Origin of the sequence: Streptomyces sp. LaBMicrA B280 (assembly GCF_049222185.1) — a bacterium.
In the GTDB taxonomy this organism is placed as follows: Bacteria; Actinomycetota; Actinomycetes; order Streptomycetales; family Streptomycetaceae; genus Streptomyces; species Streptomyces murinus.
Genome location: NZ_JBMJCT010000018.1, coordinates 72,727 through 93,534, shown reverse-complemented (window position 1 = coordinate 93,534; position 20,808 = coordinate 72,727). Strand labels below are relative to the sequence as shown.

Annotated in this window: 14 protein-coding genes, 6 tRNA genes, 1 pseudogene and 1 riboswitch; of the genes and pseudogenes, 8 read left to right on the top strand and 13 right to left on the bottom strand. The window is 70.7% G+C overall.

Going from position 1 to position 20,808, the window contains the following annotated elements:
* The 5 genes and pseudogenes from ACLF5H_RS17900 to ACLF5H_RS17880 form a co-directional block, all read right to left on the bottom strand.
* Nucleotides 1-945 (bottom strand): aldo/keto reductase, encoded by a 945-nt coding sequence (locus tag ACLF5H_RS17900; protein WP_421677004.1) that lies wholly within the window; start codon nucleotides 943-945, stop codon nucleotides 1-3.
* 79 nt (nucleotides 946-1,024) lie between these two features.
* Nucleotides 1,025-2,086, bottom strand: a complete 1,062-nt coding sequence (locus ACLF5H_RS17895) for a M23 family metallopeptidase (protein ID WP_421677003.1) — start codon at nucleotides 2,084-2,086, stop codon at nucleotides 1,025-1,027.
* Nucleotides 2,087-2,095: 9 nt separating this feature from the next.
* Nucleotides 2,096-2,263: riboswitch (cyclic di-AMP (ydaO/yuaA leader) on the bottom strand.
* A gap of 300 nt (nucleotides 2,264-2,563) precedes the next feature.
* Nucleotides 2,564-2,637: transfer RNA gene (locus tag ACLF5H_RS17890), tRNA-Met, on the bottom strand.
* 46 nt (nucleotides 2,638-2,683) lie between these two features.
* Nucleotides 2,684-3,865: a dihydrofolate reductase family protein gene (locus tag ACLF5H_RS17885; RefSeq protein WP_421677002.1), complete on the bottom strand. Its 1,182-nt coding sequence runs from the start codon at nucleotides 3,863-3,865 to the stop codon at nucleotides 2,684-2,686.
* A 23-nt stretch (nucleotides 3,866-3,888) separates the two neighbouring features.
* A pseudogene (locus ACLF5H_RS17880) lies at nucleotides 3,889-4,218 on the bottom strand (signal peptidase II); the annotation flags it as partial.
* A 381-nt stretch (nucleotides 4,219-4,599) separates the two neighbouring features.
* Between ACLF5H_RS17880 and ACLF5H_RS17875 the strand changes: the two are divergent.
* Nucleotides 4,600-5,253, top strand: a complete 654-nt coding sequence (locus tag ACLF5H_RS17875; RefSeq protein ID WP_421677001.1) for a DUF2637 domain-containing protein — start codon at nucleotides 4,600-4,602, stop codon at nucleotides 5,251-5,253.
* Nucleotides 5,254-5,293: 40 nt separating this feature from the next.
* On the opposite strand, the gene ACLF5H_RS17870 is transcribed toward ACLF5H_RS17875, so the two are convergent.
* The 6 genes from ACLF5H_RS17870 to ACLF5H_RS17845 all read right to left on the bottom strand — a co-directional run bounded on the left by ACLF5H_RS17870 (nucleotide 5,294) and on the right by ACLF5H_RS17845 (nucleotide 11,675).
* Nucleotides 5,294-6,025 (bottom strand): leucine-rich repeat domain-containing protein, encoded by a 732-nt coding sequence (locus ACLF5H_RS17870; RefSeq protein WP_421677000.1) that lies wholly within the window; start codon nucleotides 6,023-6,025, stop codon nucleotides 5,294-5,296.
* Complete coding sequence (locus ACLF5H_RS17865; protein WP_421676999.1) at nucleotides 6,022-6,558, bottom strand: NADPH-dependent FMN reductase; 537 nt, start codon at nucleotides 6,556-6,558, stop codon at nucleotides 6,022-6,024. The genes ACLF5H_RS17870 and ACLF5H_RS17865 overlap by 4 nt, the downstream gene beginning before the upstream one ends.
* A gap of 66 nt (nucleotides 6,559-6,624) precedes the next feature.
* Nucleotides 6,625-6,697, bottom strand: a tRNA-Lys gene (locus tag ACLF5H_RS17860).
* Nucleotides 6,698-6,784: 87 nt separating this feature from the next.
* On the bottom strand, nucleotides 6,785-8,332 hold the full coding sequence (locus ACLF5H_RS17855) for an amino acid permease (protein ID WP_421676998.1): 1,548 nt from the start codon (nucleotides 8,330-8,332) through the stop codon (nucleotides 6,785-6,787).
* A gap of 112 nt (nucleotides 8,333-8,444) precedes the next feature.
* Nucleotides 8,445-10,616 (bottom strand): DEAD/DEAH box helicase, encoded by a 2,172-nt coding sequence (locus ACLF5H_RS17850; RefSeq protein WP_421676997.1) that lies wholly within the window; start codon nucleotides 10,614-10,616, stop codon nucleotides 8,445-8,447.
* Between the two features lie 708 nt (nucleotides 10,617-11,324).
* On the bottom strand, nucleotides 11,325-11,675 hold the full coding sequence (locus ACLF5H_RS17845) for a metallopeptidase family protein (protein ID WP_421676996.1): 351 nt from the start codon (nucleotides 11,673-11,675) through the stop codon (nucleotides 11,325-11,327).
* Nucleotides 11,676-11,781: 106 nt separating this feature from the next.
* Between ACLF5H_RS17845 and ACLF5H_RS17840 the strand changes: the two genes are divergently transcribed.
* The 5 genes from ACLF5H_RS17840 to ACLF5H_RS17820 all read left to right on the top strand — a co-directional run bounded on the left by ACLF5H_RS17840 (nucleotide 11,782) and on the right by ACLF5H_RS17820 (nucleotide 14,152).
* The gene (locus ACLF5H_RS17840) at nucleotides 11,782-13,365 is read left to right on the top strand and encodes a metallophosphoesterase family protein (RefSeq protein WP_421676995.1); all 1,584 of its coding nucleotides are present in this window, start codon (nucleotides 11,782-11,784) and stop codon (nucleotides 13,363-13,365) included.
* 80 nt (nucleotides 13,366-13,445) lie between these two features.
* Nucleotides 13,446-13,518 (top strand) — tRNA-Glu (locus ACLF5H_RS17835).
* Between the two features lie 39 nt (nucleotides 13,519-13,557).
* Nucleotides 13,558-13,632, top strand: a tRNA-Asp gene (locus ACLF5H_RS17830).
* A 24-nt stretch (nucleotides 13,633-13,656) separates the two neighbouring features.
* Nucleotides 13,657-13,733 (top strand) — tRNA-Phe (locus tag ACLF5H_RS17825).
* Between the two features lie 74 nt (nucleotides 13,734-13,807).
* On the top strand, nucleotides 13,808-14,152 hold the full coding sequence (locus ACLF5H_RS17820) for a hypothetical protein (protein ID WP_421676994.1): 345 nt from the start codon (nucleotides 13,808-13,810) through the stop codon (nucleotides 14,150-14,152).
* 56 nt (nucleotides 14,153-14,208) lie between these two features.
* Here the strand turns inward: ACLF5H_RS17820 and ACLF5H_RS17815 are convergent, their stop codons facing one another.
* Nucleotides 14,209-15,234, bottom strand: a complete 1,026-nt coding sequence (locus ACLF5H_RS17815) for an ABC transporter permease (protein WP_421676993.1) — start codon at nucleotides 15,232-15,234, stop codon at nucleotides 14,209-14,211.
* 129 nt (nucleotides 15,235-15,363) lie between these two features.
* On the opposite strand from ACLF5H_RS17815, the gene hrpA reads away from it, so the two are divergent.
* Nucleotides 15,364-19,329, top strand: a complete 3,966-nt coding sequence (gene hrpA / locus ACLF5H_RS17810) for an ATP-dependent RNA helicase HrpA (protein ID WP_421676992.1) — start codon at nucleotides 15,364-15,366, stop codon at nucleotides 19,327-19,329.
* 97 nt (nucleotides 19,330-19,426) lie between these two features.
* Nucleotides 19,427-19,501: transfer RNA gene (locus ACLF5H_RS17805), tRNA-Asp, on the top strand.
* A gap of 738 nt (nucleotides 19,502-20,239) precedes the next feature.
* Here the strand turns inward: ACLF5H_RS17805 and bldC are convergent.
* Nucleotides 20,240-20,446, bottom strand: coding sequence for a developmental transcriptional regulator BldC (gene bldC / locus ACLF5H_RS17800; RefSeq protein ID WP_003949541.1), 207 nt, complete (start codon nucleotides 20,444-20,446; stop codon nucleotides 20,240-20,242).
* Between the last annotated feature and the right edge of the window lie 362 nt (nucleotides 20,447-20,808).

Here is a 20,808-nt window from a genome sequence, read left to right as displayed (position 1 = left end):
CTACGCCGAGGCGTCCGTCAGCTTCTTCAGTTCGTCGTCCGTCAGCTTCAGGTCGCCGACGACCAGCAGCGGCGGGAGCTGCTCCAGGGTGCGGGCCGAGGCGATGGGCGCGGTGACGGTCGGCTGGGCGGCCAGCCAGGCGAGGGCGACGGTGGCGTGCGGGGCGTCGTGCGCGGCGGCGATCTCGTCGAGGGCGGCGAGCACCTTCTGGCCGCGCTCGCTCTGCGCGTAGTCGGCGACCCGGCCGGCGCGGGCGCTGTCCACCTTCGCGCCGGGCCGGTACTTGCCGGTCAGGAAGCCCGAGGCGAGCGCGAAGTACGGCACCGTGGACAGGCCCTCACGGGCGACGAGGTCCTGGAGCGGGCCCTCGTAGGTGTCCCGGGAGACCAGGTTGTAGTGCGGCTGGAGCGCCACATAGCGGGCCAGGTTCTCGCGGGTGGAGAAGTCCAGGGACTCCTTCAGCCGCTCGGCGCTGATGTTGGACGCGCCGATCTGCCGGACCTTGCCCGCCTTCACCAGCTCGTCCAGCGCGCCGATGATCTCCTCGACCGGCACCTCGGGCTGGTCGAAGTGGGTGTAGTAGAGGTCGATGTGGTCGGTGCCCAGACGGGCCAGGGAGGCGTCGGCGGCGGCCCTGATGTTGGCCGCGGACAGACCCTTGTACTGCGGGTGCTGGCTGACCTTGGTGGCGATGACGACGTCGGAGCGGTTGCCGCGGGCCTTGACCCACTTGCCGATGACGGTCTCGGACTCGCCGCCCTGGTGGCCCTCGATCCAGGCGCTGTAGGAGTCGGCGGTGTCGATGAAGTTGCCGCCCGCGGCCGTGTACGCGTCCAGGACGGCGAAGGAGGTCTGCTCGTCGGCGGTCCAGCCGAAGACATTGCCGCCCAGGCAGAGCGGGAAGACCTCGAGGTCGGAAGAGCCCAGTGTGCGCAGAGAAGTCATGCTTCACATCAACACCGGCGGCGGATGATCGCATTCCGCCGCCGGTGGGGAGATCCGCGCGGGTTCCGCGCGGGTTCCGTCAGGGGTTGAGGCCCTTGTCGCGCAGCCAGGGCGCGGGGTCGACGGCGGTGGCCTGCCCGTTCGGGTGGACCTCCAGGTGCAGATGGGGACCGGTGACATTGCCGGTGGCGCCGACGCGGCCGATGACCTCGCCGGTGCTGACCTTCTGGCCGACCGAGACATTGATCGAGGACTGGTGGCAGAACCACAGCTCGGTGCCGTCGTCCAGGGTGAGGACGGTGCGGTAGCCGTAGGCGCCGGCCCAGCCCGCCTGGGTGACGGTGCCGCCGTGGACGGCCTTGATCAGGGTGCCGGTGGGGGCGGCGAAGTCGAGGCCGGTGTGGTACCCGGAGGACCACATGGCGCCGGGCTGCCCGAAGGTGCCGGTGATCGTGTACGAGACGACGGGCAGCGTGTACTGCTTGGCCAGCTCGGCCAGCCGCTTGGCCTCGGCCGCCTTCTTGGCGTCGGCCTCCGCCTTCTCCTTGGCGGCGGCGGCCTTGTCGGCGGCCTCCTTCTCCGCCTTGGCGGCCGCGGCGTCGCTCTGCCGCTGGGCGGCGGCGACCATCGCGGCGGTGGCCTTGCTGTCGGCCTGGCCCTGCTGCTGCTCGGCCTGGGCCATGATCCGGTTGCGCAGGGCCTCGCCGGCGCCGCTGTCCTTCGCGCCCTCGGTGGTCTGCCCGAGGCCGGTGAGCGCGGTATCCGTCTTCGCCTCGGGCGCGTCGGTGGAGTCGTCGCCGAAGAAGTGCTCGACGGTGGACAGATGCGGCACCGAGACGTTCGGCATGTCCGGCATCGAGATGGAGACCGGCGGCTTGCCGGTGTTGGCGCTGGCGATGCCGCCCGCGCCGACGGCGGCGATCACACCGACGCCGAGGACGGTGGAGCTGCGGGCGAAGCCGCCGCGCTGCTTGACGACGCGGTGCCGGCCGCGGACCGGGGTGACGGTCTCCTCGGTGGGGTTCCACTCCTCCCAGGGTCCGTCGTCGTCGAGGGCGGGGCCGGGGCCGGGGCCGAACGACTCGGGTTCACGCTGGGCGGGCACGAACGGGGCTTCTGGGGCAGGCCGGTTGGACGCCACGGGGGCGTGCTCCTTTCCTTCCTCCGCCTACCGGGTTAGCTGACGGGTTCGGAGCAGGAAGGTCTCCTACGCGCGTAAACCGCTCGTGGACTCGGCCGAGTCCGCGACGGTGTCCGCGTGATTCACCCCAAGGTGGTGGTTCCCCGGTTCCCTTGCGGGATTCGGCGCGTGCGCACGGAGCCGTCGCGGGTGACGGCTGGGACGACCGCGCTGCGTTATCGAACGTTAATAGACCCGGGGGGAACTTTCCAAGCCGTTCGGCTTGATCATTAACGCTTCGAGCCATGGACGTACCCCCCAGCAGGCCGCCAAACCGGGCGAGTTGACCGACGTTCAGGAGCCATCAGGTTTTTGATGGTGACTCAGACGTTATGCGCAGGGCGGTCGAACGGTCACTACGGGTAACCCCCGTATCCGGGGTCCGGAAAACACTCAGGGCCGGAATCCATCAACTGGATTCCGGCCCTGAGATATCAGTAGCGGGGACAGGATTTGAACCTGCGACCTCTGGGTTATGAGCCCAGCGAGCTACCGAGCTGCTCCACCCCGCGGCGATGTCTCTACTGTACGCCATCACCAGGGTGGAAAGCACATCGGTCAGGACGGGGCCCCGGAGCGGCCCGGCAGATGCCGGTTCGGGGCCTTGGCCAGGTCCTCGTACTCGGGCAGTACGAGGACCTCGGCACCCGCGCCGGTCAGCACCCCCGTGCCGTCGGCCGCCACCACGAACGTGTCCGGCTCGCGCCAGGCGGTCACCACCCGGCGCACCCCCGCCCGCAGGATCAGCTCGGCGCAGGGCGCGGGGCGGGAGGCGCGGCGGGCACAGGGCTCCAGGCTGCTGTAGACGGTGGCGCCGGGCAGCCGGGGGTCGGCGGGGTCGGTCTTGGCGAGCGCCGCCTCCTCCGCGTGCGCCACCGGGTCCGTGCCCTCCCGGGAGTGGCCGCGGGCCAGCTCGGTGCCGTCGGCGGCGACCACGACCGCGCCGACGCTGAAGGCCGTCTCCGAAGGCGGGCACAGCGCGGCCAGCTCGCAGGCGGTGCGCAGCCAGTGCCGGTCGGCCGCGGTGGGCAGCGGGCCGGTGCCGGGCGCGGTGGGCTCGTAGCGCGTCAGCACGACGTCCTCGATCCGGCGGGACTCGACGAGCCGCAGCCGGCCCTCCTGGTAGCGGCCGGGGCCGAACAGCCGCGTGGCGGCCGGATCGCCCACGATCAGCGGGGCGAGCGCCAGCTGCAGCTCGTCGGCGAGGCCCTGCTGGAGGAGCTGGGTGTGCACGGCCGCGCCGCCCTCCACCATCAGCCGGCCGACCCCCCGCTCGGTGCGCAGATGGCCGAGCAGCGCCCGCCAGTCCAGCTCCGGGCCGAGCGCGACGACCTCGGCGGCGCCGCCGAGCAGCCGGGCGGCCTGCGCCGCGCCCCGGTCGGTCGTGTAGACGAGCTTGTCACCGCCGGTGTGCCAGAAGCGGGCCCCGGGGTCGAGGTCGCCGCTGCCCGTGACGGTGACCTTCAGCGGGTACTCCGGCCTGCCCCGCGCGAGCCGCGCCGCGCGCCGCTCGGCGGAGTTGACCAGCAGGCGCGGGTTGTCGGCCCGCAGGGTGCCCGCGCCGATCAGCAGGGCGTCGGCCGAGGCCCGTACCGCGTCGACCCGGTCGAAGTCGGCCGGTCCGGACAGCAGCAGCCGCTCCGGACCGGTGTCGTCCAGGCAGCCGTCGAGGGAGACGGCGGCGGACAGCAGCACGTACGGGTACGGCGCGGACTCGGGGTGGGCTCGCTCGGTGCTCATCGGCTCCAGTGTGCGGCCCCGCGTCAGCCGGTCCGCTCCCGGGGACGGCGCGCGTCGCCCGGTTCGTGCCCGGCGCAGGACAGGGCGACGATCAGCACGCCGCCGCAGGTGATCGCCCAGTCGGCGAGGTTCATGACGCCGCCCAGCAGCAGGCCGAGGGCGATCGCCCAGGGGGTGCTGGTCAGCCGCCGCGACACCCGCACGATGACGGCGGCCACGGCGAGCGCGATCAGGGTGAACACGATGGTCGTGGCGCCGCCCATGCCGAAGGCCGCGCCGGGATTGCGCTGCACCCGCAGCTCCAGCCAGGACCCGAGCACCGGCACGTCCCGCTCCCGCGCGACTCGCTCGACGTCACCCTCGTACTCCTCCCCGGTTCCCGCCCACCGTACGGGCCGCCCGGCGGGACGTCACCGCGTTCCCGGGCCCGCGGAAACGGCATTCGTATTTTCGCCAGTTGCTGTCATAGGACCGCCGGACCCCGCTTTCGAGCTACAGAAGCACCCGAATGCCCCACACCCCCATCTCCCGAGAGGCTCGTTAGCTGACCGTGGCACGCACTGAGAGACGCACAGCGCTGAATCTCCACTCGCCGGTCACATTCCGGCTGGAAAGCAGGGAAGGCGAGGTGTTCACCGACGGCTGTTCAGATCTTCTCGACGATTTCTTGAAGAGAATCCGCCAGCTGGAGAGTGAGTACCTGCGGGCGATGGTGAGGCTCTAGGAGTCAGCCCATGGACAGGATTCACGATGAAGACGTTTTGTGTGACTATGAGTTCAGCACGCTCGAGATGCAATGGGACCCGGTCGAAGAGCTGGCCCAGATGCTGTCCGGGGCGTCCGCCGCGAATCCCGACCCGGCCCCGCCGCACGGCAGGTCCAGCCACCGGAGAAACCGTCGGCGCATCCGTACCGAGCCCGGATTGCTGCGCGACAATCAGCGCGGTGCGCCCGTCACGCTGCTGATCGCCACCATCTCGGTGTGCGCGCTGTGCATGCTGGGCTGGTCCTTCTCCTATTCCTACGCACAACTCCGCGCCACCGCTTCCTCCGTACTGCCGATGCGCCTCGCGCAGTGGTGGCCGTTGACGGTGTACGGGCCCTGGCTCGTGGCGGCGCTGTCCATTCTGCGGGCGACGGTTCAAAGCCGAAGTGCCAGGAGATCGTGGGGAGTTCTGCTGGGCGCCTCCACGATGGCGGTCGCCCTGTGCGTCTGCCATGCGGCGCATTCCCCGCTTTCCCTGATCATCTTCGGAATTCCGCCGATCACCGCCCTGGTGTGTTTCTGGGAGATCGTCGGCCAGGTCTCCTCCAAGGTGGCCCGCCCCCGGCATGCCGCGCACAGCCGCCGCACTCCCAAGGCGCAGGGGTCGTACGACGTGAGGTGAGTACGCCGGCCCGCCGGGAACACCGGCGGGCGCGGTCACGTCACAGCAGGACGACGCAGCCCCGCCGCTCCAGCTCCGCCGTCAGGGGAGAGTCCCGGGGGCAGTCGTTCCAGCGCAGGTCCAGCTTCTCCAGGGCTGGCAGGTCCACGATCCAGTCGGGCAGCCGGGTGAGCCGGTTGCCGCGCACGTCCAGCTGCCGCAGCAGGGGCAAGGCGGCGAGACAGGGCGGCAGCTCGGGCAGCGCGTTCTCCCGCAGATCGAGGTGGCGCAGCTCCGTCAGCGCGCCCATGGACGCGGGCAGGCCCGCCAGCTCATTGCCCCGCAGCCAGAGCTCGCGAAGGCCGCCGAGGTCTCCGACGGCAGCGGGCAGCGCGGTCAACCGGTTGTGCTGCGCCCGCAGTTCGACGAGCCCGGACATCCGTCCGATGGTCCCGGGCAGGGCCGTGAGCGCGTTCTCCCCGACGTTCAGGTACCGCAGCCGCGTCAGGTTCCCCAGCTCCTCGGGAAGTTCGCCGAGCGCGTTGTCGTGCAGGTAGAGGAAGCCGTCGAGCCCGGTCAGCTCCCCGATCTCCGGGGGCACCGAGGTGAACCGGTTGTGCCCGAGGTCCAGGGTCCGCAGGGCCCGCAGCCGTCCGACGGCGCCCGGCAGCGCGGTGAGCCCGTTGTCCGCGAGGACGAGCACCTGGAGCCCGGCACGCTCCCAGACCCACTCGGGCACCTCCCCCAGCTGCCGCCGCCACAGATTCAGCACCCGCGCGGAATCCGGCGTCACGCCTCCCCCGCACCGGCCGCCACCAGCAGCCGCAGCGCGTCCCCGACCCGCCGGCGGATCTCCGGGTCGGCGACGACCCCGTCCTCCCCCACATCGCCGTGCCCCACCGGCACCCGCACACAGGCCGCCTCCACCACGGCCGCCCCGGTGTACCCGAGCACCGTCCGCAAGGTGGCCTCCGCGCCCTCTCCCCGGCCCGGCGCCGCCACATTGACCCAGGCGACCGGCTTGCCGCAGATCTCGGTGCCGCCGACCGTCCAGTCCAGCAGGTTCTTGAACGCGCCCGGCAGGGTCCCGGCGTACTCCGGCGTGCAGATCAGCACCGCGTCCGCCGCGTCGAGCGCGGCCCGCATCCCGGCCACGGCCGCCGGCAGCGGTTCCCGGTCGTCATCGGGGTTGAAGTGCGGAAGCCGTCCCAGCCCGTCGTACACGAGGGCCCGCGTCCCCGTCTCCACCGCGACCTCCCGCGCCGTCCGCAGCAGCGCCTCATTGGTGGAACCGGCCCGCAGGCTCCCGGACAGCAGCAGAATCATCACCGAACCCCCTGAAAACGGCTGACGCCCCCAGCTCGAACTACCTCTGAGCTGGGGGCGATTCCGTAGGCCCTGTGGGACTCGAACCCACAACCAATGGATTAAAAGTCCACTGCTCTGCCAATTGAGCTAAGGGCCCAGGCGATGTTGCCTGTCCGAGCATAGCCGGAGGAGGCCGGGTCTCCGATCGGGTAGGGGGACCCGGCCGCGTCGGGGGGTGGGATGGCTAGTTTTTGACGGGGGCGGAGGCGGGGGTGCGGGGGCGGGCGGGGTCGAGGAACCAGTGGCGGGCGGAGACGAGCCACCAGGTGGCGGCGAAGCCCAGGACGACCAGCACGGCGACCGGGGCGTAGTTGAAGGTCTTCCAGGTGACGGGGGAGACCTGGGGGAGCATGAAGAGGATCGTGATCGCCAGCACCCACAGGACCGAGATCACCCCGATCACGCCCGACCAGCGGCCCAGGTGCCAGGGACCCCGCTGGAACTCCGCGCCCTTGCGGACCCGCAGGAAGGTCGGGACGACGTAGGCGAGGTAGAGGCCGATCACCGCGATGGACGTCACCGCCGCGTACGCCGTCGAGTTGATCAGGTAGGGCAGGCCGAGCACCAGCGCCGCGAGCGCGGCCAGCCAGACCGCCGCGACAGGGGTGCGGGTGCGCGGGCTCACCGTGTGCCAGAGCCGGGAGAAGGGCAGCGCGCCGTCGCGCGAGAAGGCGTAGATCATGCGGCTGTTGGCGGTCACGGAGGCCATGCCGCAGAAGAGCTGGGCGCCGATCACCACCAGGAGCAGCAGCTTGCCGGAGGTGGCGCCGAGCGCGTCCAGGAGGATCTGGGCCGGCGGCGCGCCGGTCGGGGAGGCCAGCTCCTCGCCGTACGACTGGATGGCGTAGGTGAAGCCGAGCAGCAGGACGAACCCCGCGATCCAGGACGTCCAGATGGAGCGCACGATGCCCTTCGGGCCCGCCGTGGCCGCGTCATGCGTCTCCTCGGTCATATGGGCGGAGGCGTCGTAGCCGGTGAAGGTGTACTGGGCCATCAGGAGGCCGAGCAGCACGACGTAGACACCGCTGCCCCAGCCCGTCTGGTTGACGAAGTGGGTGAAGACGAAGGACGTCGAGCGGTGGTGGTCGGGTACGACGGCCAGCGCGCCGACGATGACCGCCACCCCGAGCACGTGCCACCACACGCTCACGCTGTTCAGGAAGGCGACGATCCGCACCCCGAAGGTGTTCAGCAGGCCGTGCAGCAGCAGGATCGCGGCGAAGAGCAGGACCGTGCGCACGCGCGTGACCTCGAAGCCGAACTGGAGGTTCAGATACGCGCCGAGGAAGGACGCCGCGCCGAAGTCGATGCCCGCGGTGACCGCGACCTGGCCCAGCACGTTGAACCAGCCCGTGAACCACGCCCACGCGGCCGCCGAGCGGGGCGGCGCCAGCCGGTGGGCCCAGAAGTACAGTCCGGCCGAGGTCGGGTAGGCCGAGCAGATCTCGGCCATCGACAGCCCCACGAGCAGCGTCATCAGGCCGACCGCGACCCAGCCCCAGGTGATCACGGCGGGGCCGCCCGTGGTCATGCCGAAGGAGTAGAGGGTCAGACAGCCCGACAGGACCGAGATGATCGTGAAGGACACCGCGTAGTTGGCGAACGCCGACATACGGCGGGCGAGGACCTGCGTGTAGCCGAGCTGGGCCAGCCGTTCCTCGTCCGACGGCACACCCGCTGTCGCGTCGCCTGTCGCGTCACCTGTCACGTCGTCTGTCGCGTCTTCTGTCATGCCCCCAGCAATTCCCCTGTCACGGGCGTGACATGCGTCACTCGGGGGCGGTACGCGGAAGGGCCCGCACGACGTAGGTCGTGCGGGCCCTTCGCGGTGCTACGGCGATCCGTCAGCCGTTGCGCTTCCAGCGCGGCTTGTCGTCGCGGCGGCCGAAGGAGGAACCGGTGGAGCCGCCGGTGCCGCGGTGGTCGTCACGACGGCCGTAGGGGCGCTCGTGGCCGCCGGAGCGGAAGCCCGGACGGTCGTCACGACGGTCGCGGTTGAACGGGCGGTCGCTGCCCCGGTGGCCACCGCGGTCGTCCCGGCGGAAGCCGCCGCGGTCGCCACCGCGGTCGTCGCGGCGCTCGAAGGAACGGCCACCGCGGTCGTCACGGCGCTCGCCGCGGTCGTCACGGCGGAAACCGCCACGGTCGTCACGACGCTCGAAGGAACGGCCACCACGGTCGTCACGACGGTCGTCGCGGCGGTCGTCACGGCGCTCGAAGGAGCGGCCGCCACGGTCGTCACGGCGGTCACGGTCGAACGGACGACGGTCGTCGCGGCGCTCGAAGGAACGGCCACCACGGTCGTCACGGCGGTCACCGCGGTCGTCACGGCGGAAACCGCCACGGTCGTCACGACGCTCGAAGGAACGGCCACCACGGTCGTCACGGCGCTCGAAGCCGCGGCCACCGCGGTCGTCACGGCGGTCACGGTCGAACGGACGACGGTCGTCGCGGCGCTCGGGCGCCGCCGAAGCCGCCGGACGCTCCTCGCGCTCGGTCTCCCGGGCGACGGGCTCCTCGGCCGCCAGCTCCTCGGCGGCGGAGGCCTGCGCCTCGGCCACCGCGGTCTCCGGGTCCTCACCGCGCTCGCGGGCGACCCGGGCCACCAGGCGGTCGGCCTCCTCGCGCAGCTCCGTGGCGCGGCGCTGGGCACGCTCCAGCTGCTTGGTCAGCTGGCCGACCTCGCGCTCGGCCTGCTGCGCGGCGTTGCCGGCGGACTCGGCCTGCACCTCGGTCATGGACCGGGCGCCGGTGATCTCGGCGACCTCCGGCTCGAAGGCGGCGCCGCCCTGGATGATGTGGCGGCCCGCGTCGACGCCGGCGTCCTCCATCAGACGGAAGATCTGGCGGCGCTGGTGCGGCAGCGACAGGGAGACGACGGTGCCGGTACGGCCCGCACGCGCGGTACGGCCCGCACGGTGCAGGTAGTCCTTGTGGTCGCCGGCCGGGTCCACGTTGAGGACCAGGTCGATGCCGTCGACGTGGATGCCGCGGGCGGCGACGTCGGTGGCGACCAGGACGTTGACGTAGCCGTCCTTGAAGTCCGCCAGGGTGCGGGTGCGCGCGCCCTGGGTCATGCCGCCGTGCAGCGCGTCGGCCTTCACGCCCGCGTCGCGCAGCTGCTCGGCGACGCGGTCGGCGCCCAGCTGGGTGCGGACGAAGATGATCGTGCGGCCCTTGCGGGAGGCGATCGCGGCGGTGACCGGCGCCTTGTCCTTGGGCTTCACGATGAGGATGTGGTGGGACATGGTCGTCACCGCGCCCTGGGCCGCGTCCACCTCGTGGGAGACGGGGTTCTTCAGGTAGCGGTCGACGAGGGTCTGGATCTCGTTCTCCATCGTGGCGGAGAAGAGCATGCGCTGACCGCCGGCCGGGACCTGGTCGAGCAGCTCGGTGACCTCGGGCAGGAAGCCCAGGTCGGACATCTGGTCGGCCTCGTCCAGGACGGTGATCTGGACGTCCTCGAGCGAGCAGGCGCCGCGGTTGATGATGTCGCGCAGCCGGCCCGGGGTGGCGACGAGGATGTCGACGCCGCGCTCCAGGGCGTAGATCTGGTTGCCCATGGACGTACCGCCGCAGACGACCTTCATCTTCAGGCCGACGACGTCGCCGTACGGCTGGAGGGCGTCCGCGACCTGCATGGCCAGCTCACGGGTGGGGGTGAGGATGACCGCGCGGGGGCGCTTCTTCTCGGTGCGGCCGCCGGCCAGCTGGGCCAGCGTCGGCAGACCGAAGGAGAGGGTCTTGCCGGAGCCGGTGCGGCCACGGCCGAGGATGTCCTTGCCCAGCAGGGCGTCCGGGATGGTCGCGGCCTGGATCGGGAAGGGGGACGTCACGCCGTTCTGCGCGAGCTTGCGCACGACGCCCTCGGGGAGGCCGAGGTCGGCAAAGGTGATCTGGGGGGTCTGGGGGGCCTCGGGGGCCTGGGTCTCAGTGGCCTCGGTCGTCTCGTCCACGAGTTCGTTCACGTTCTCGTTTTCGGGCACGACGATCTGGTCAAAACTGGACACGGACATGCGAATGCGAAACCTTCCGGAGTCTCTTCGGCACGCGCCCGTCAACTCCGTGATTCGCACACGACCGCCTCAATGCGGTCCGCCACGGCAAGGGAGAGTACGCGCCACACGGCGCGCTCTGCAGTGGCGCCGGGCAAATGGGATCAAACGATCTACCACCATACGCACCCCCCACCCCTGAAGGCAAACCGATGGGCCGCTTCGGAGGGTGCGTCCGGTCACATCGGGACACCCGCCGCGGGTGCCGGTTCGCGTTGCACCAGCTGGGGGCCGGGGTCCTCGTGCGCCGAGGAGGAGGGTTCGGCCGAAGGGGGCTCGGTGTCGGGCGGCGGCGGGGTGGTCGGCGGGGGCGGGGGCGGCGCGGTGGTCGGCCCGGGGGTCGGCTGCTGCGCGGGCGGGGGCGGGGTCCGGCGCCCGCCGCTCCGCCGCCGCCGTGCCGCCCCGCTGAGTGCGAGGGCGTGGCCCGGCCGGCGGCGTCACCCACGTTCACACAGCCGGTGGCGGCGGAGACGGCCAGTGCCGCGACGACCAGACGTACGGGTACGGGCAAGGGGCGCACGGCGGCCACCTCCGGGGACAGGGAACGGGGTCAACCTGTCCAACTCCCGTCGCCCGCAGGAGGACACGCGCCGCGTACGCATCAAGCCACCCGGCCCGTACGGCTCCTGCGGCCGCGCCCGCGTCCCCCGCGGCCGCCTTGACGCTCCGTCACCCGTAGCCGAGCGCGTGCAGCCGGGCGTCGTCGATGCCGAAGTGATGGGCGATCTCGTGCACCACGGTCACCTCGGTCTCCGCCACGACGTCCTCGCGCGAGTCGCACATGCGCAGCGTCGGCCCCCGGTAGACCGTGATCCGGTCCGGCAGCACACCGGCGTACCACTCGCCCCGCTCGGTCAGCGGGGTGCCCTCGTACAGGCCGAGCAGATCGGGATCGGCGGCGGGCGGTTCGTCCTCCACGAACACCGCCACGTTGTCCATGAGCCGCGTCAGCTCCGGCGGGATCCGGTCGAGCGCCTCGGCCACCAGTTCCTCGAACTCCTCGCGCGTCATCTCCAGCACAGGGCCATTGTCGGGCACGGCAGGGCCGTACGGGAGCGGCCGGCCGGCCCGCGCGGGAGCGGGCGAGCGCCGCATACCCCCGCCCGCGCATGGGCATACGGCACCAATGGTCCGCGCCCCCCTCGCCGCCCTGCACCGCATGCCGAACCTCGCCGCCGCCCTCTTCCGCCGCCCCCGTCCCGGTTCCCGTCCCCGGCCGCTCCCCGAACTGGAGCTCGCCGCCCGCCCCCGGCCGTGGCTCGGCGCGCTGGGCCTCACCGCGGTCGTGCTGGTCGGCGCCTGGCTGGGGCTGCTGGTCGTCGGCAATGTGCGCACACCGGTCGGCCCGATGAACACCACGATGGCGCTGCGCCCCTCGCTGACCGGCGGCACCAAGATCAATGTGTCCCCGCTGGGCGCGCTCACCCTGGACAGCCATGTCGCGCCGGTCCGCCTGGACGTCAACGTCGACCAGCTGGACCCGCTGCGCTCCCAGGAACTGGTGAACCACCCGGACCGGATCTCCGGCCTCCAGGACGAGGTGGTCCACGACGTGGAGCACGGCACCCTCGACCTCGCCGTGCGCTCCGGCGTCGCCGTGCTGGTCGGCGCGGGCGCCCTCGGCTTCGCGGTCTACCGGCGCCCGGGCCGCGCGCTCACGGCCGGCGGACTCGCCCTCGCGCTGCTGGCCGCCTCGGGCGTCTGCGCGTACGCCACCTGGAACCCCAAGTCGGTACTGGAGCCGAGGTTCTCCGGACTGCTGTCCTCCGCGCCCTCGGTGATCGGCAACGCGCGCAGCATCGTCAGCGACTTCGACGTCTACCAGCAGGAGCTGGCCCGCCTGGTGACGAACGTGACCAAGCTGTACGACGTCACGTCCACGCTGCCTGCCTACCAGCCGGACCCCTCCACCATCCGGGTCCTGCACGTCTCGGACATCCATCTGAACCCGGCGAGCTGGAAGATCATCGCCTCGCTGGTGAAGCAGTACAAGGTGAACGTGATCGTGGACTCAGGCGACACGATGGACCACGGCACGGCGGCGGAGAACAGCTTCCTGGACCCGATCGCCGGGCTGGGCGTGCCGTACGTCTGGGTGCGGGGCAACCACGACTCCCGGACCACCCAGCGCTATCTGGAGCACATGAAGAACGTCCGGGTGCTGGACGACGGGCGGGCGCGGACGGTGGGCGGGCTGCGCTTCGCGGGCATCGGCGATCCGCAGTTCACCCCGGACCGGGCGGTGGTGCCGGGCGGTGACGCCGCCGAGCGGCTGGCGGGCGACCGGCTGGACAGCGCGCTGCGCTCCCAGCGGGCGGCGGGGACACCGGTGGACGTGGCGATCGCGCACGAGCCGGTGGCGGCGCGGGAGACGGACGGGGAGGTGCCGCTGGTGCTGTGCGGGCATCTGCATCACGAGGGGGACGAGAAGCTGCCGTACGGGACGCGGCTGCGGATGGAGGGCTCCACCGGGGGCAGTGGGCTGCGCGCGGTGGAGGGGAAGTACCCCGCGCCGATCGAGGCGTCGGTGCTCTATTTCGACCGCGACAGCCATCGGCTCCAGGCGTGGGACGCGATCCAGCTGGGCGGCCTCGGACTGACGACGGCCGAGGTCAGCCGCCATCTGGCGGACGACAACCGGCCCGGCGCGACACCCCCGTCGACCGCTCCCTCACCCGCCGGGAACGGGGGCTCCGCCCGTCGCCCGTAAACCGTTTTGGCGATCCCCCTCGCCATCCCATATGCTTCTCACGTCCCCGACGCGCTGAGAAGCGCCCAGGCGGGCCGATAGCCCTCATCGTCTAGCGGCCTAGGACGCCGCCCTTTCAAGGCGGTAGCACGGGTTCGAATCCCGTTGGGGGCACGCAAGTCCGTGTGCGACACTGTTGCACACAAACAGCTTGGTCCTGTGGAGCAGTTTGGAGTGCTCGCCACCCTGTCAAGGTGGAGGCCGCGGGTTCAAATCCCGTCAGGACCGCTGAGGTTTCACGTGAAACCTCGTGGCTGGGTAGCTCAGTTGGTACGAGCGATCGCCTGAAAAGCGATAGGTCGCCGGTTCGACCCCGGCCCCAGCCACCACCCGAAGGCCCCGTTCGACGAACGGGGCCTTCGTCGTGTGAGGGCATCGCGCTCCAGCCGGGTCGGGGGGACCAATGAGCGGTACCGAGATCGAGCTCGAGAAGGACAAGGCGAAGTTCGGCCTGCTGGCGGTGACGGTCAGCAATGTCGCGATCGTCGCGGTGGCGGTCGTCGGGGTCTGGCGGCTGAAGGGCGACACCTCGGTGATCGTCGGCATCCTCACCGCCGCCTTCACCGCGGTCAGCAGCATGACCACCGCCTATCTGGGCATCAAGGCCGTCTCCAACACCGCGCGGTCCATGACCCTGGCCGGCGGACCGACCCAGCCGCAGCCGCCCGCGCCGGCTCCCGCGGCCCCCGCGGCCCCCTCCGGCACCGACGCGATACCCGCCCCCGCGACGCCCGCGCCGACCTCCTAGGCGCCGACCTCCTAGGCGCCGACTTCCTAGGCACCGGCCTTCTCGGTACCGGCCTTTCAGGCGCCGACCTCCTGGGCCGGGCCCGTCGAGCGGCCGCCCGGGTGGCGGTGGCGCCAGATCAGGAAGATCGCGCAGGCCAGGAGGGACCAGCCCGCCAGCACCAGGAACGGGAAGGCGTGCTGGTCGCCCCGGAAGTAGACCGCGGTGTGCTGGGCGTTCACCGAGGCGCCCGGCGGCAGCCAGCGGCCGACGGTGCCGAGCGCGGACGGCAGCAGGGGCCAGGAGACGGCGCCACCGGACGAGGGGTTGCCGAGCAGCACCATCAGGCCCCAGGTCGGCAGCATGGCCCAGCGCCCGAACATCGTGTTGAACATCGTGAAGACCATGCCGGACGTGAACATCGTCAGGGCGAGGATCAGCCAGGACTCCACGAACGGCAGCCGCAGCGCGCCCAGCCACCAGTCCACCACCGCCGCGATCGTGAACCCGCCGAGCAGGGCGTAGCCGACGGTGAAGGCGATGCGCTCCAGCGGGTTCAGCGCCTTCGCGTGCACGCTGAGCTGGATCGCGCCGATGAACCCGATCACCACGGCGGCGAGGGAGATGTAGAAGATCGCCAGTCCTCGCGGATCGCCCTTCTGGAGCGGCTTGAGATCGTGCAGCGCGACGGAGGTCCCGGTGGCCCGGCCCACGTCGGCCGCGGACTCCCCGAGGACCTGCGCGACGGTCGCCCCGGAGGCCGCGGACACGTCCATCCGGACCGGGCCGCTGCCCGCGGGCGCGCCGACCACCGCGAAGACGCGCTGCTGGTTCACGGCGCGTACGGCCGCGGCCCGGTCCGGGTACGGGTGCAGCTTCAGCGAGGCCGACAGGGCGTGCTCCATGCCCGCGATGAAGGCGCGGGCCGGTGGCCGGTCGTAGGGGCCGGTGACGGCGGCCGGGATGCTGTGCGGGGTCGGATTCGCCATGGCGTACGTGTAGGAGCCCGCGAAGAGACCTGCGGCGGCGGAGATGAGGAGGAGCAGGACGGTGGCGGGGAGGAAGGGGGACCGCTTGAACGTCGTCCAGCGCGAATCGGACATACGCGAATCGGACATAGGGGAACTTTGGCATCTCGCCGTGGGGGGTGCCTGTCGATCGCCGGGCGCGGCCCGGCACCGGCGGCAAATCAGTCGACCGGGTTTCGGCCGAGGTGAGATCCTGGATCGCGTATGTCTACGCATCCAGCCCCCGCCCTCGGCTCCCTCGCCGCCCGTCTGACCGAGTTGTCGCTGCGTGACGCGCACCGGCTCGGACGGCGGCTCGAGGGCGCGCGCAAGATCCGTAAGCCCGAAGCCCGTGACGCCGTGTTCGCCGAGATCGAGGGCGAGCTCGACAAGGCGGCGGGCCGGATGGCCGAGCGGCGCGCCCGCGTGCCGGCCGTCACCTATCCCGAACAGCTGCCCGTCAGCCAGAAGAAGGACGAGATCGCGGCGGCCATCCGCGATCACCAGGTCGTCATCGTCGCCGGTGAGACCGGTTCCGGTAAGACGACGCAGATCCCCAAGATCTGTCTCGAACTGGGCCGCGGTGTGCGCGGCATGATCGGGCACACCCAGCCCCGCCGGATCGCCGCCCGTACCGTCGCCGAGCGCGTCGCCGATGAGCTGCGCACCCCGCTCGGCGAGGCCGTCGGCTGGAAGGTGCGTTTCACCGACCAGGTGAACCCGGACGCCACCTTCGTGAAGCTGATGACGGACGGCATCCTGCTCGCCGAGATCCAGACCGACCGCGAGCTGCGCGCCTACGACACGATCATCATCGACGAGGCCCACGAGCGGTCCCTCAACATCGACTTCCTGCTCGGCTACCTCGCCCAGCTGCTGCCCAAGCGGCCGGACCTCAAGGTCGTCATCACCTCGGCGACCATCGACCCCGAGCGCTTCTCCCGGCACTTCGGGGACGCCCCGATCGTCGAGGTCAGCGGGCGGACGTACCCCGTGGAGGTGCGCTACCGGCCGCTCCTGGAAGCGGAGTCCGAGGACGCCGACCGCGACCAGATCACCGCGATCTGCGACGCGGTCGAGGAGCTCCAGGCCGAGGGCGAGGGCGACATCCTCGTCTTCCTCTCCGGTGAGCGGGAGATCCGCGACACGGCGGACGCGCTGGAGAAGAAGTACACCCGCGCCGGAGGCGCTGATGGGCAGCGTACCGAGGTGCTGCCCCTCTACGCCCGGCTGTCGCACGCCGAGCAGCACCGGGTCTTCCAGCAGCACACCGGACGCCGGATCGTGCTGGCCACGAACGTCGCCGAGACCTCGCTGACCGTCCCGGGCATCAAGTACGTCATCGACCCCGGCTTCGCCCGGATCAGCCGCTACAGCCACCGCACCAAGGTCCAGCGGCTGCCCATCGAGCCGGTCTCGCAGGCCAGCGCCAACCAGCGCAAGGGCCGCTGCGGCCGTACCTCCGACGGCATCTGCGTCCGGCTGTACAGCGAGGACGACTTCCTCGCCCGGCCGGAGTTCACCGACGCGGAGATCCTGCGCACCAACCTGGCCTCCGTCATCCTCCAGATGACCGCGGCCGGCCTCGGCGACATCGAGAAGTTCCCCTTCATCGACCCGCCGGACCACCGCAACATCCGCGACGGCGTGCAGCTGCTCCAGGAACTGGGCGCGATCGACCCCGCGGAGAAGGACCCCCGCAAGCGGCTCACCGACACCGGCCGCAAGCTGGCCCAGCTGCCGGTGGACCCGCGGCTCGCCCGGATGGTGCTGGAGGCCGACCGCAACGGCTGTGTCCGCGAGGTCATGGTCATCGCCTCCGCCCTGTCCATCCAGGATCCGCGCGAACGCCCCGCCGACAAGCAGGCGCAGGCCGACCAGCAGCACGCCCGCTTCAAGGACGAGACCAGCGACTTCCTCGCCTACCTCAATCTGTGGCGGTACGTCCGCGAGCAGCAGAAGGAGCGCGGCTCCAGCTCGTTCCGGCGGATGTGCAAGCAGGAGTACCTGAACTTCCTGCGCATCCGCGAGTGGCAGGACATCTACACCCAGCTGCGGACCGTGGCCAAGCAGATGGGCATCCACCTCGCCGAGGACGACGCTCCCGCCGACCGCGTCCATGTCTCCCTGCTCGCCGGACTCCTCTCCCACGTCGGGATGAAGGACGTACGGGAGGGCAACAAGAACGAGTATCTGGGCGCCCGCAACGCCAAGTTCGCGATCTTCCCGGGCTCGGCGCTGTTCAAGAAGCAGCCCAAGTTCGTGATGTCGGCCGAGCTGGTGGAGACCAGCCGGCTGTGGGCGCGGGTCAACGCGAAGATCGAGCCCGAGTGGGTCGAGCCGATCGCCGGGCACCTGCTGAAGCGCACGTACAGCGAACCGCACTGGGAGAAGGACCAGGCGGCCGTGATGGCGTACGAGAAGGTCACGCTGTACGGCGTGCCGATCGTCGCCCAGCGCAAGGTGAACTACGGCCGGATCGACCCCGAGGTCTCCCGCGAACTGTTCATCCGCAACGCGCTGGTGGAAGGCGACTGGCGCACCCACCACAAGTTCTACGCCGACAACCGCAAGCTCCTCAGCGAGGTCGAGGAGCTGGAGCACCGGGCGCGGCGCCGGGACATCGTGGTGGACGACGAGACGCTGTTCGACTTCTACGAGCAGCGGGTGCCCGAACACGTCGTCTCCGGCGCGCACTTCGACTCCTGGTGGAAGCGGAAGCGGCACGAGCAGCCGGACTTCCTGGACTTCGAGCGGGAGATGCTGATCCGCGAGTCCGCGGAGGCGGTCACCAAGGACGACTATCCGGACAGCTGGCGGCAGGGGGCCCTGAAGTTCCGGGTCACCTACCAGTTCGAGCCGGGCGCGGACGCGGACGGGGTGACCGTGCACATCCCGCTCCAGGTCCTCAACCAGGTCACCGACGAGGGCTTCGACTGGCAGATCCCGGGTCTGCGGGAAGAGGTCGTCACGGAGCTGATCCGGTCCCTGCCCAAGCCGATCCGGCGCAACTACGTGCCCGCGCCGAACTACGCCAAGGCGTTCCTGGAGCGGGCGGTGCCCCTCCAGGAGCCGCTGACCGTGACGATGGCGCGGGAGCTCAAGCGCATGGTCGGGGTGCCGTTCGAGGCGGAGGACTTCGACTGGGCCAAGGTCCCCGAGCATCTTCGGATCACGTTCCGGATCGTCGACGAGCGGCGCCGCAAGCTGGCCGAGGACAAGGACCTGGAGGCGCTCAAGCTCAGCCTGAAGCCGAAGGCGCGCAAGGCGCTCTCCCAGGCCGCGGCGGCGACCGCGTCCCGCGAGGGCGGCCCCGCGCTGGAGCGCGCGGGGCTGACCGACTGGACGATCGGCACGCTGAGCCGGGTCTTCGAGACGCGCCGGGCCGGACAGCCGGTGAAGGCGTACCCGGCGCTGGTGGACGACGGCGACACGGTCTCCGTACGGCTCTTCGACACGGAAGCCGAGCAGGCGGAGGCCATGTGGAAGGGCACCCGGCGGCTGATCCTGCGCAACATCCCGGTGAACCCGGCCAAGTTCGCGTCCGAGAAGCTCAGCAACCAGCAGAAGCTCGGGCTGTCCGCCAATCCGCACGGATCCATCCAGGCCCTGTTCGACGACTGCGCGATGGCCGCCGCGGACAAGCTGATCGCGGACTTCGGCGGGCCGGCGTGGGACGAGGAGTCGTACCGGAAGCTGTACGACAAGGTGCGCGCCGAGATCGTGGACACCACGGTGCGCACGGTCGGCCAGGTGCAGCAGGTGCTGGCCGCGTGGGGGGCCTGTGAGCGGCGTCTGAAGGCCGTACGCAGCCCCGCGCTGCTCGCGAACCTCACAGACGTCCGCAAGCAGCTGGACGCGCTGGTGAAGCCCGGGTTCGTCACCTGGGCGGGGATACGGCGGCTGCCGGATCTGATGCGGTACCTGGTGGCGGCGGACCGACGGCTCCAGCAGATGCCGGCGAACGTGCAGCGGGACACCACGCGCATGGAGAAGGTCCACGAGATGCGGGACGAGTACGCCTGGCTGCTGGAGCAGCTGCCGCAGGGGCGGCCCGTTCCGCGGCAGGTCCTGGACATCCGCTGGATGCTGGAGGAGCTGCGGGTCAGCTATTTCGCGCACGCGCTGGGCACGGCGTACCCGATCTCCGACAAGCGGATCGTGAAGGCGATCGACGCGGCCGCACCGTAACCGACCGCTCACAGGGGGTGAGTTCGACCTGGCGGGCTCACCTCCTGTACAGTCTCATCTCGCAGCACAAAGCAACACGCCAAGTGCCGCGAAACCTGGTCCTGTGGAGCAGCTTGGAGTGCTCGCCACCCTGTCAAGGTGGAGGCCGCGGGTTCAAATCCCGTCAGGACCGCAGTAAGAGTGAGGCCCGCATCCCTTGAGGATCGCGGGCCTCACTCATGTCCCCACCCCGCAGTGGAAGTCGTACCCGCACGGCGCCGCCTGACGGCCCCTGAGGGCAACGAAAGTCGGCAAACCCGATCAGAAGCCCACCCGGCTTCCTCTGGACGCTTACGGACGCTTCCATGCCGTCGCGCGGCCTTGACTGTGCCCGCTTCACTCGATACCCAGAGGGACATGGGGACAGGGACAGCCACCTCACCGCACCGGCATCCCACCCGGCACCGCCGACGGTCCCGCACCGCGTGACCGACGGAAGCCTCAACTCCCGTGCACACAGGGGACAGTGGAACCGATGATTCCACTAGCGCACGGACGCCCGGGGCAACAAGCGGCCCGGCGTGTGACGGGTGTCACTGCATGAGTTTTCAGAACCGTGCAACTTACACCCCTCCTACAACGGGTCAATTTAATATGTGCAATTGCACTCCATACCGAAGTGCACCCTCGACACCCTCACCGACCCCCCCGCGCCGCCCCCGACCAGCACACAAAACAGATCGCGCTGGACCCGGCGGAGTCCAGCGCGATCGACGACGCACCCTGTGTCGCTTGCCTACAACGTTCTTTTCGGCTTGGGCGTGGGGCCCGTTGGGGCAGGTCCCGCGTCGCTTGAAGCTAGGGTTTCGGGCGCCTCGGCAGGTTGGGGGGCCTGCCGTTTCGCCCTGTATTCAGTTGTTCCGCTGCTCGGTCAGGCCTCGCTGCGCTGCTGCGGGATGCCCGCGAGCAGAGCGCGAACCTCAGCCTCGCGGTAACGGCGGTGCCCGCCGAGCGTGCGGATCGACGTGAGCTTGCCGGCCTTCGCCCACCGCGTGACCGTCTTGGGGTCGACGCGGAACATGGTGGCGACCTCAGCCGGGGTCAGCAGCGGCTCGGCATCAGGGGTGCGAGCGGTCATGAGCGGCCTCCTCGGGAGAACCGAACCTTCTCGGTTCTTTCCTCTAAATTCTGCACCTTGACCCGCGTTGCCCGAAATGGCGGACGCGAGTCGAGTCGGTTATAGGACGAACGGCTTGTCCTCGGCACTACAACTACACCATCCGTCCAGCCCGGTCGGCCAAACCGATGGAATTGCCCTCCCAGGTGTTCATCAGCGACGGAAGCCGATGGACCATGCCATAGCGGACAGTCACGCCACAGTGACGATCAGTCACAGGGCGATCAGGAGGCACCAGACCCCCCAAAGCGTGCAATGCAGAGATTCCGCCCATAGTGCACCACACTTGGACGGAAGGAACCCTCCCCGGACTCCTTGTCCTA

Excerpts from the sequence above, each read along its gene's own strand:
- ACLF5H_RS17900 (WP_421677004.1), bottom strand. The coding sequence starts at position 945 with ATGACTTCTCTGCGCACACTGGGCTCTTCCGACCTCGAGGTCTTCCCG.
- ACLF5H_RS17885 (WP_421677002.1), bottom strand. The coding sequence starts at position 3,865 with ATGAGCACCGAGCGAGCCCACCCCGAGTCCGCGCCGTACCCGTACGTG.
- ACLF5H_RS17875 (WP_421677001.1), top strand. The coding sequence starts at position 4,600 with ATGGACAGGATTCACGATGAAGACGTTTTGTGTGACTATGAGTTCAGC.
- ACLF5H_RS17865 (WP_421676999.1), bottom strand. The coding sequence starts at position 6,558 with ATGATTCTGCTGCTGTCCGGGAGCCTGCGGGCCGGTTCCACCAATGAG.
- ACLF5H_RS17855 (WP_421676998.1), bottom strand. The coding sequence starts at position 8,332 with ATGACAGAAGACGCGACAGACGACGTGACAGGTGACGCGACAGGCGAC.
- ACLF5H_RS17850 (WP_421676997.1), bottom strand. The coding sequence starts at position 10,616 with ATGTCCGTGTCCAGTTTTGACCAGATCGTCGTGCCCGAAAACGAGAAC.
- ACLF5H_RS17840 (WP_421676995.1), top strand. The coding sequence starts at position 11,782 with ATGGTCCGCGCCCCCCTCGCCGCCCTGCACCGCATGCCGAACCTCGCC.
- ACLF5H_RS17820 (WP_421676994.1), top strand. The coding sequence starts at position 13,808 with ATGAGCGGTACCGAGATCGAGCTCGAGAAGGACAAGGCGAAGTTCGGC.
- ACLF5H_RS17815 (WP_421676993.1), bottom strand. The coding sequence starts at position 15,234 with ATGTCCGATTCGCGCTGGACGACGTTCAAGCGGTCCCCCTTCCTCCCC.
- hrpA (WP_421676992.1), top strand. The coding sequence starts at position 15,364 with ATGTCTACGCATCCAGCCCCCGCCCTCGGCTCCCTCGCCGCCCGTCTG.
- bldC (WP_003949541.1), bottom strand. The coding sequence starts at position 20,446 with ATGACCGCTCGCACCCCTGATGCCGAGCCGCTGCTGACCCCGGCTGAG.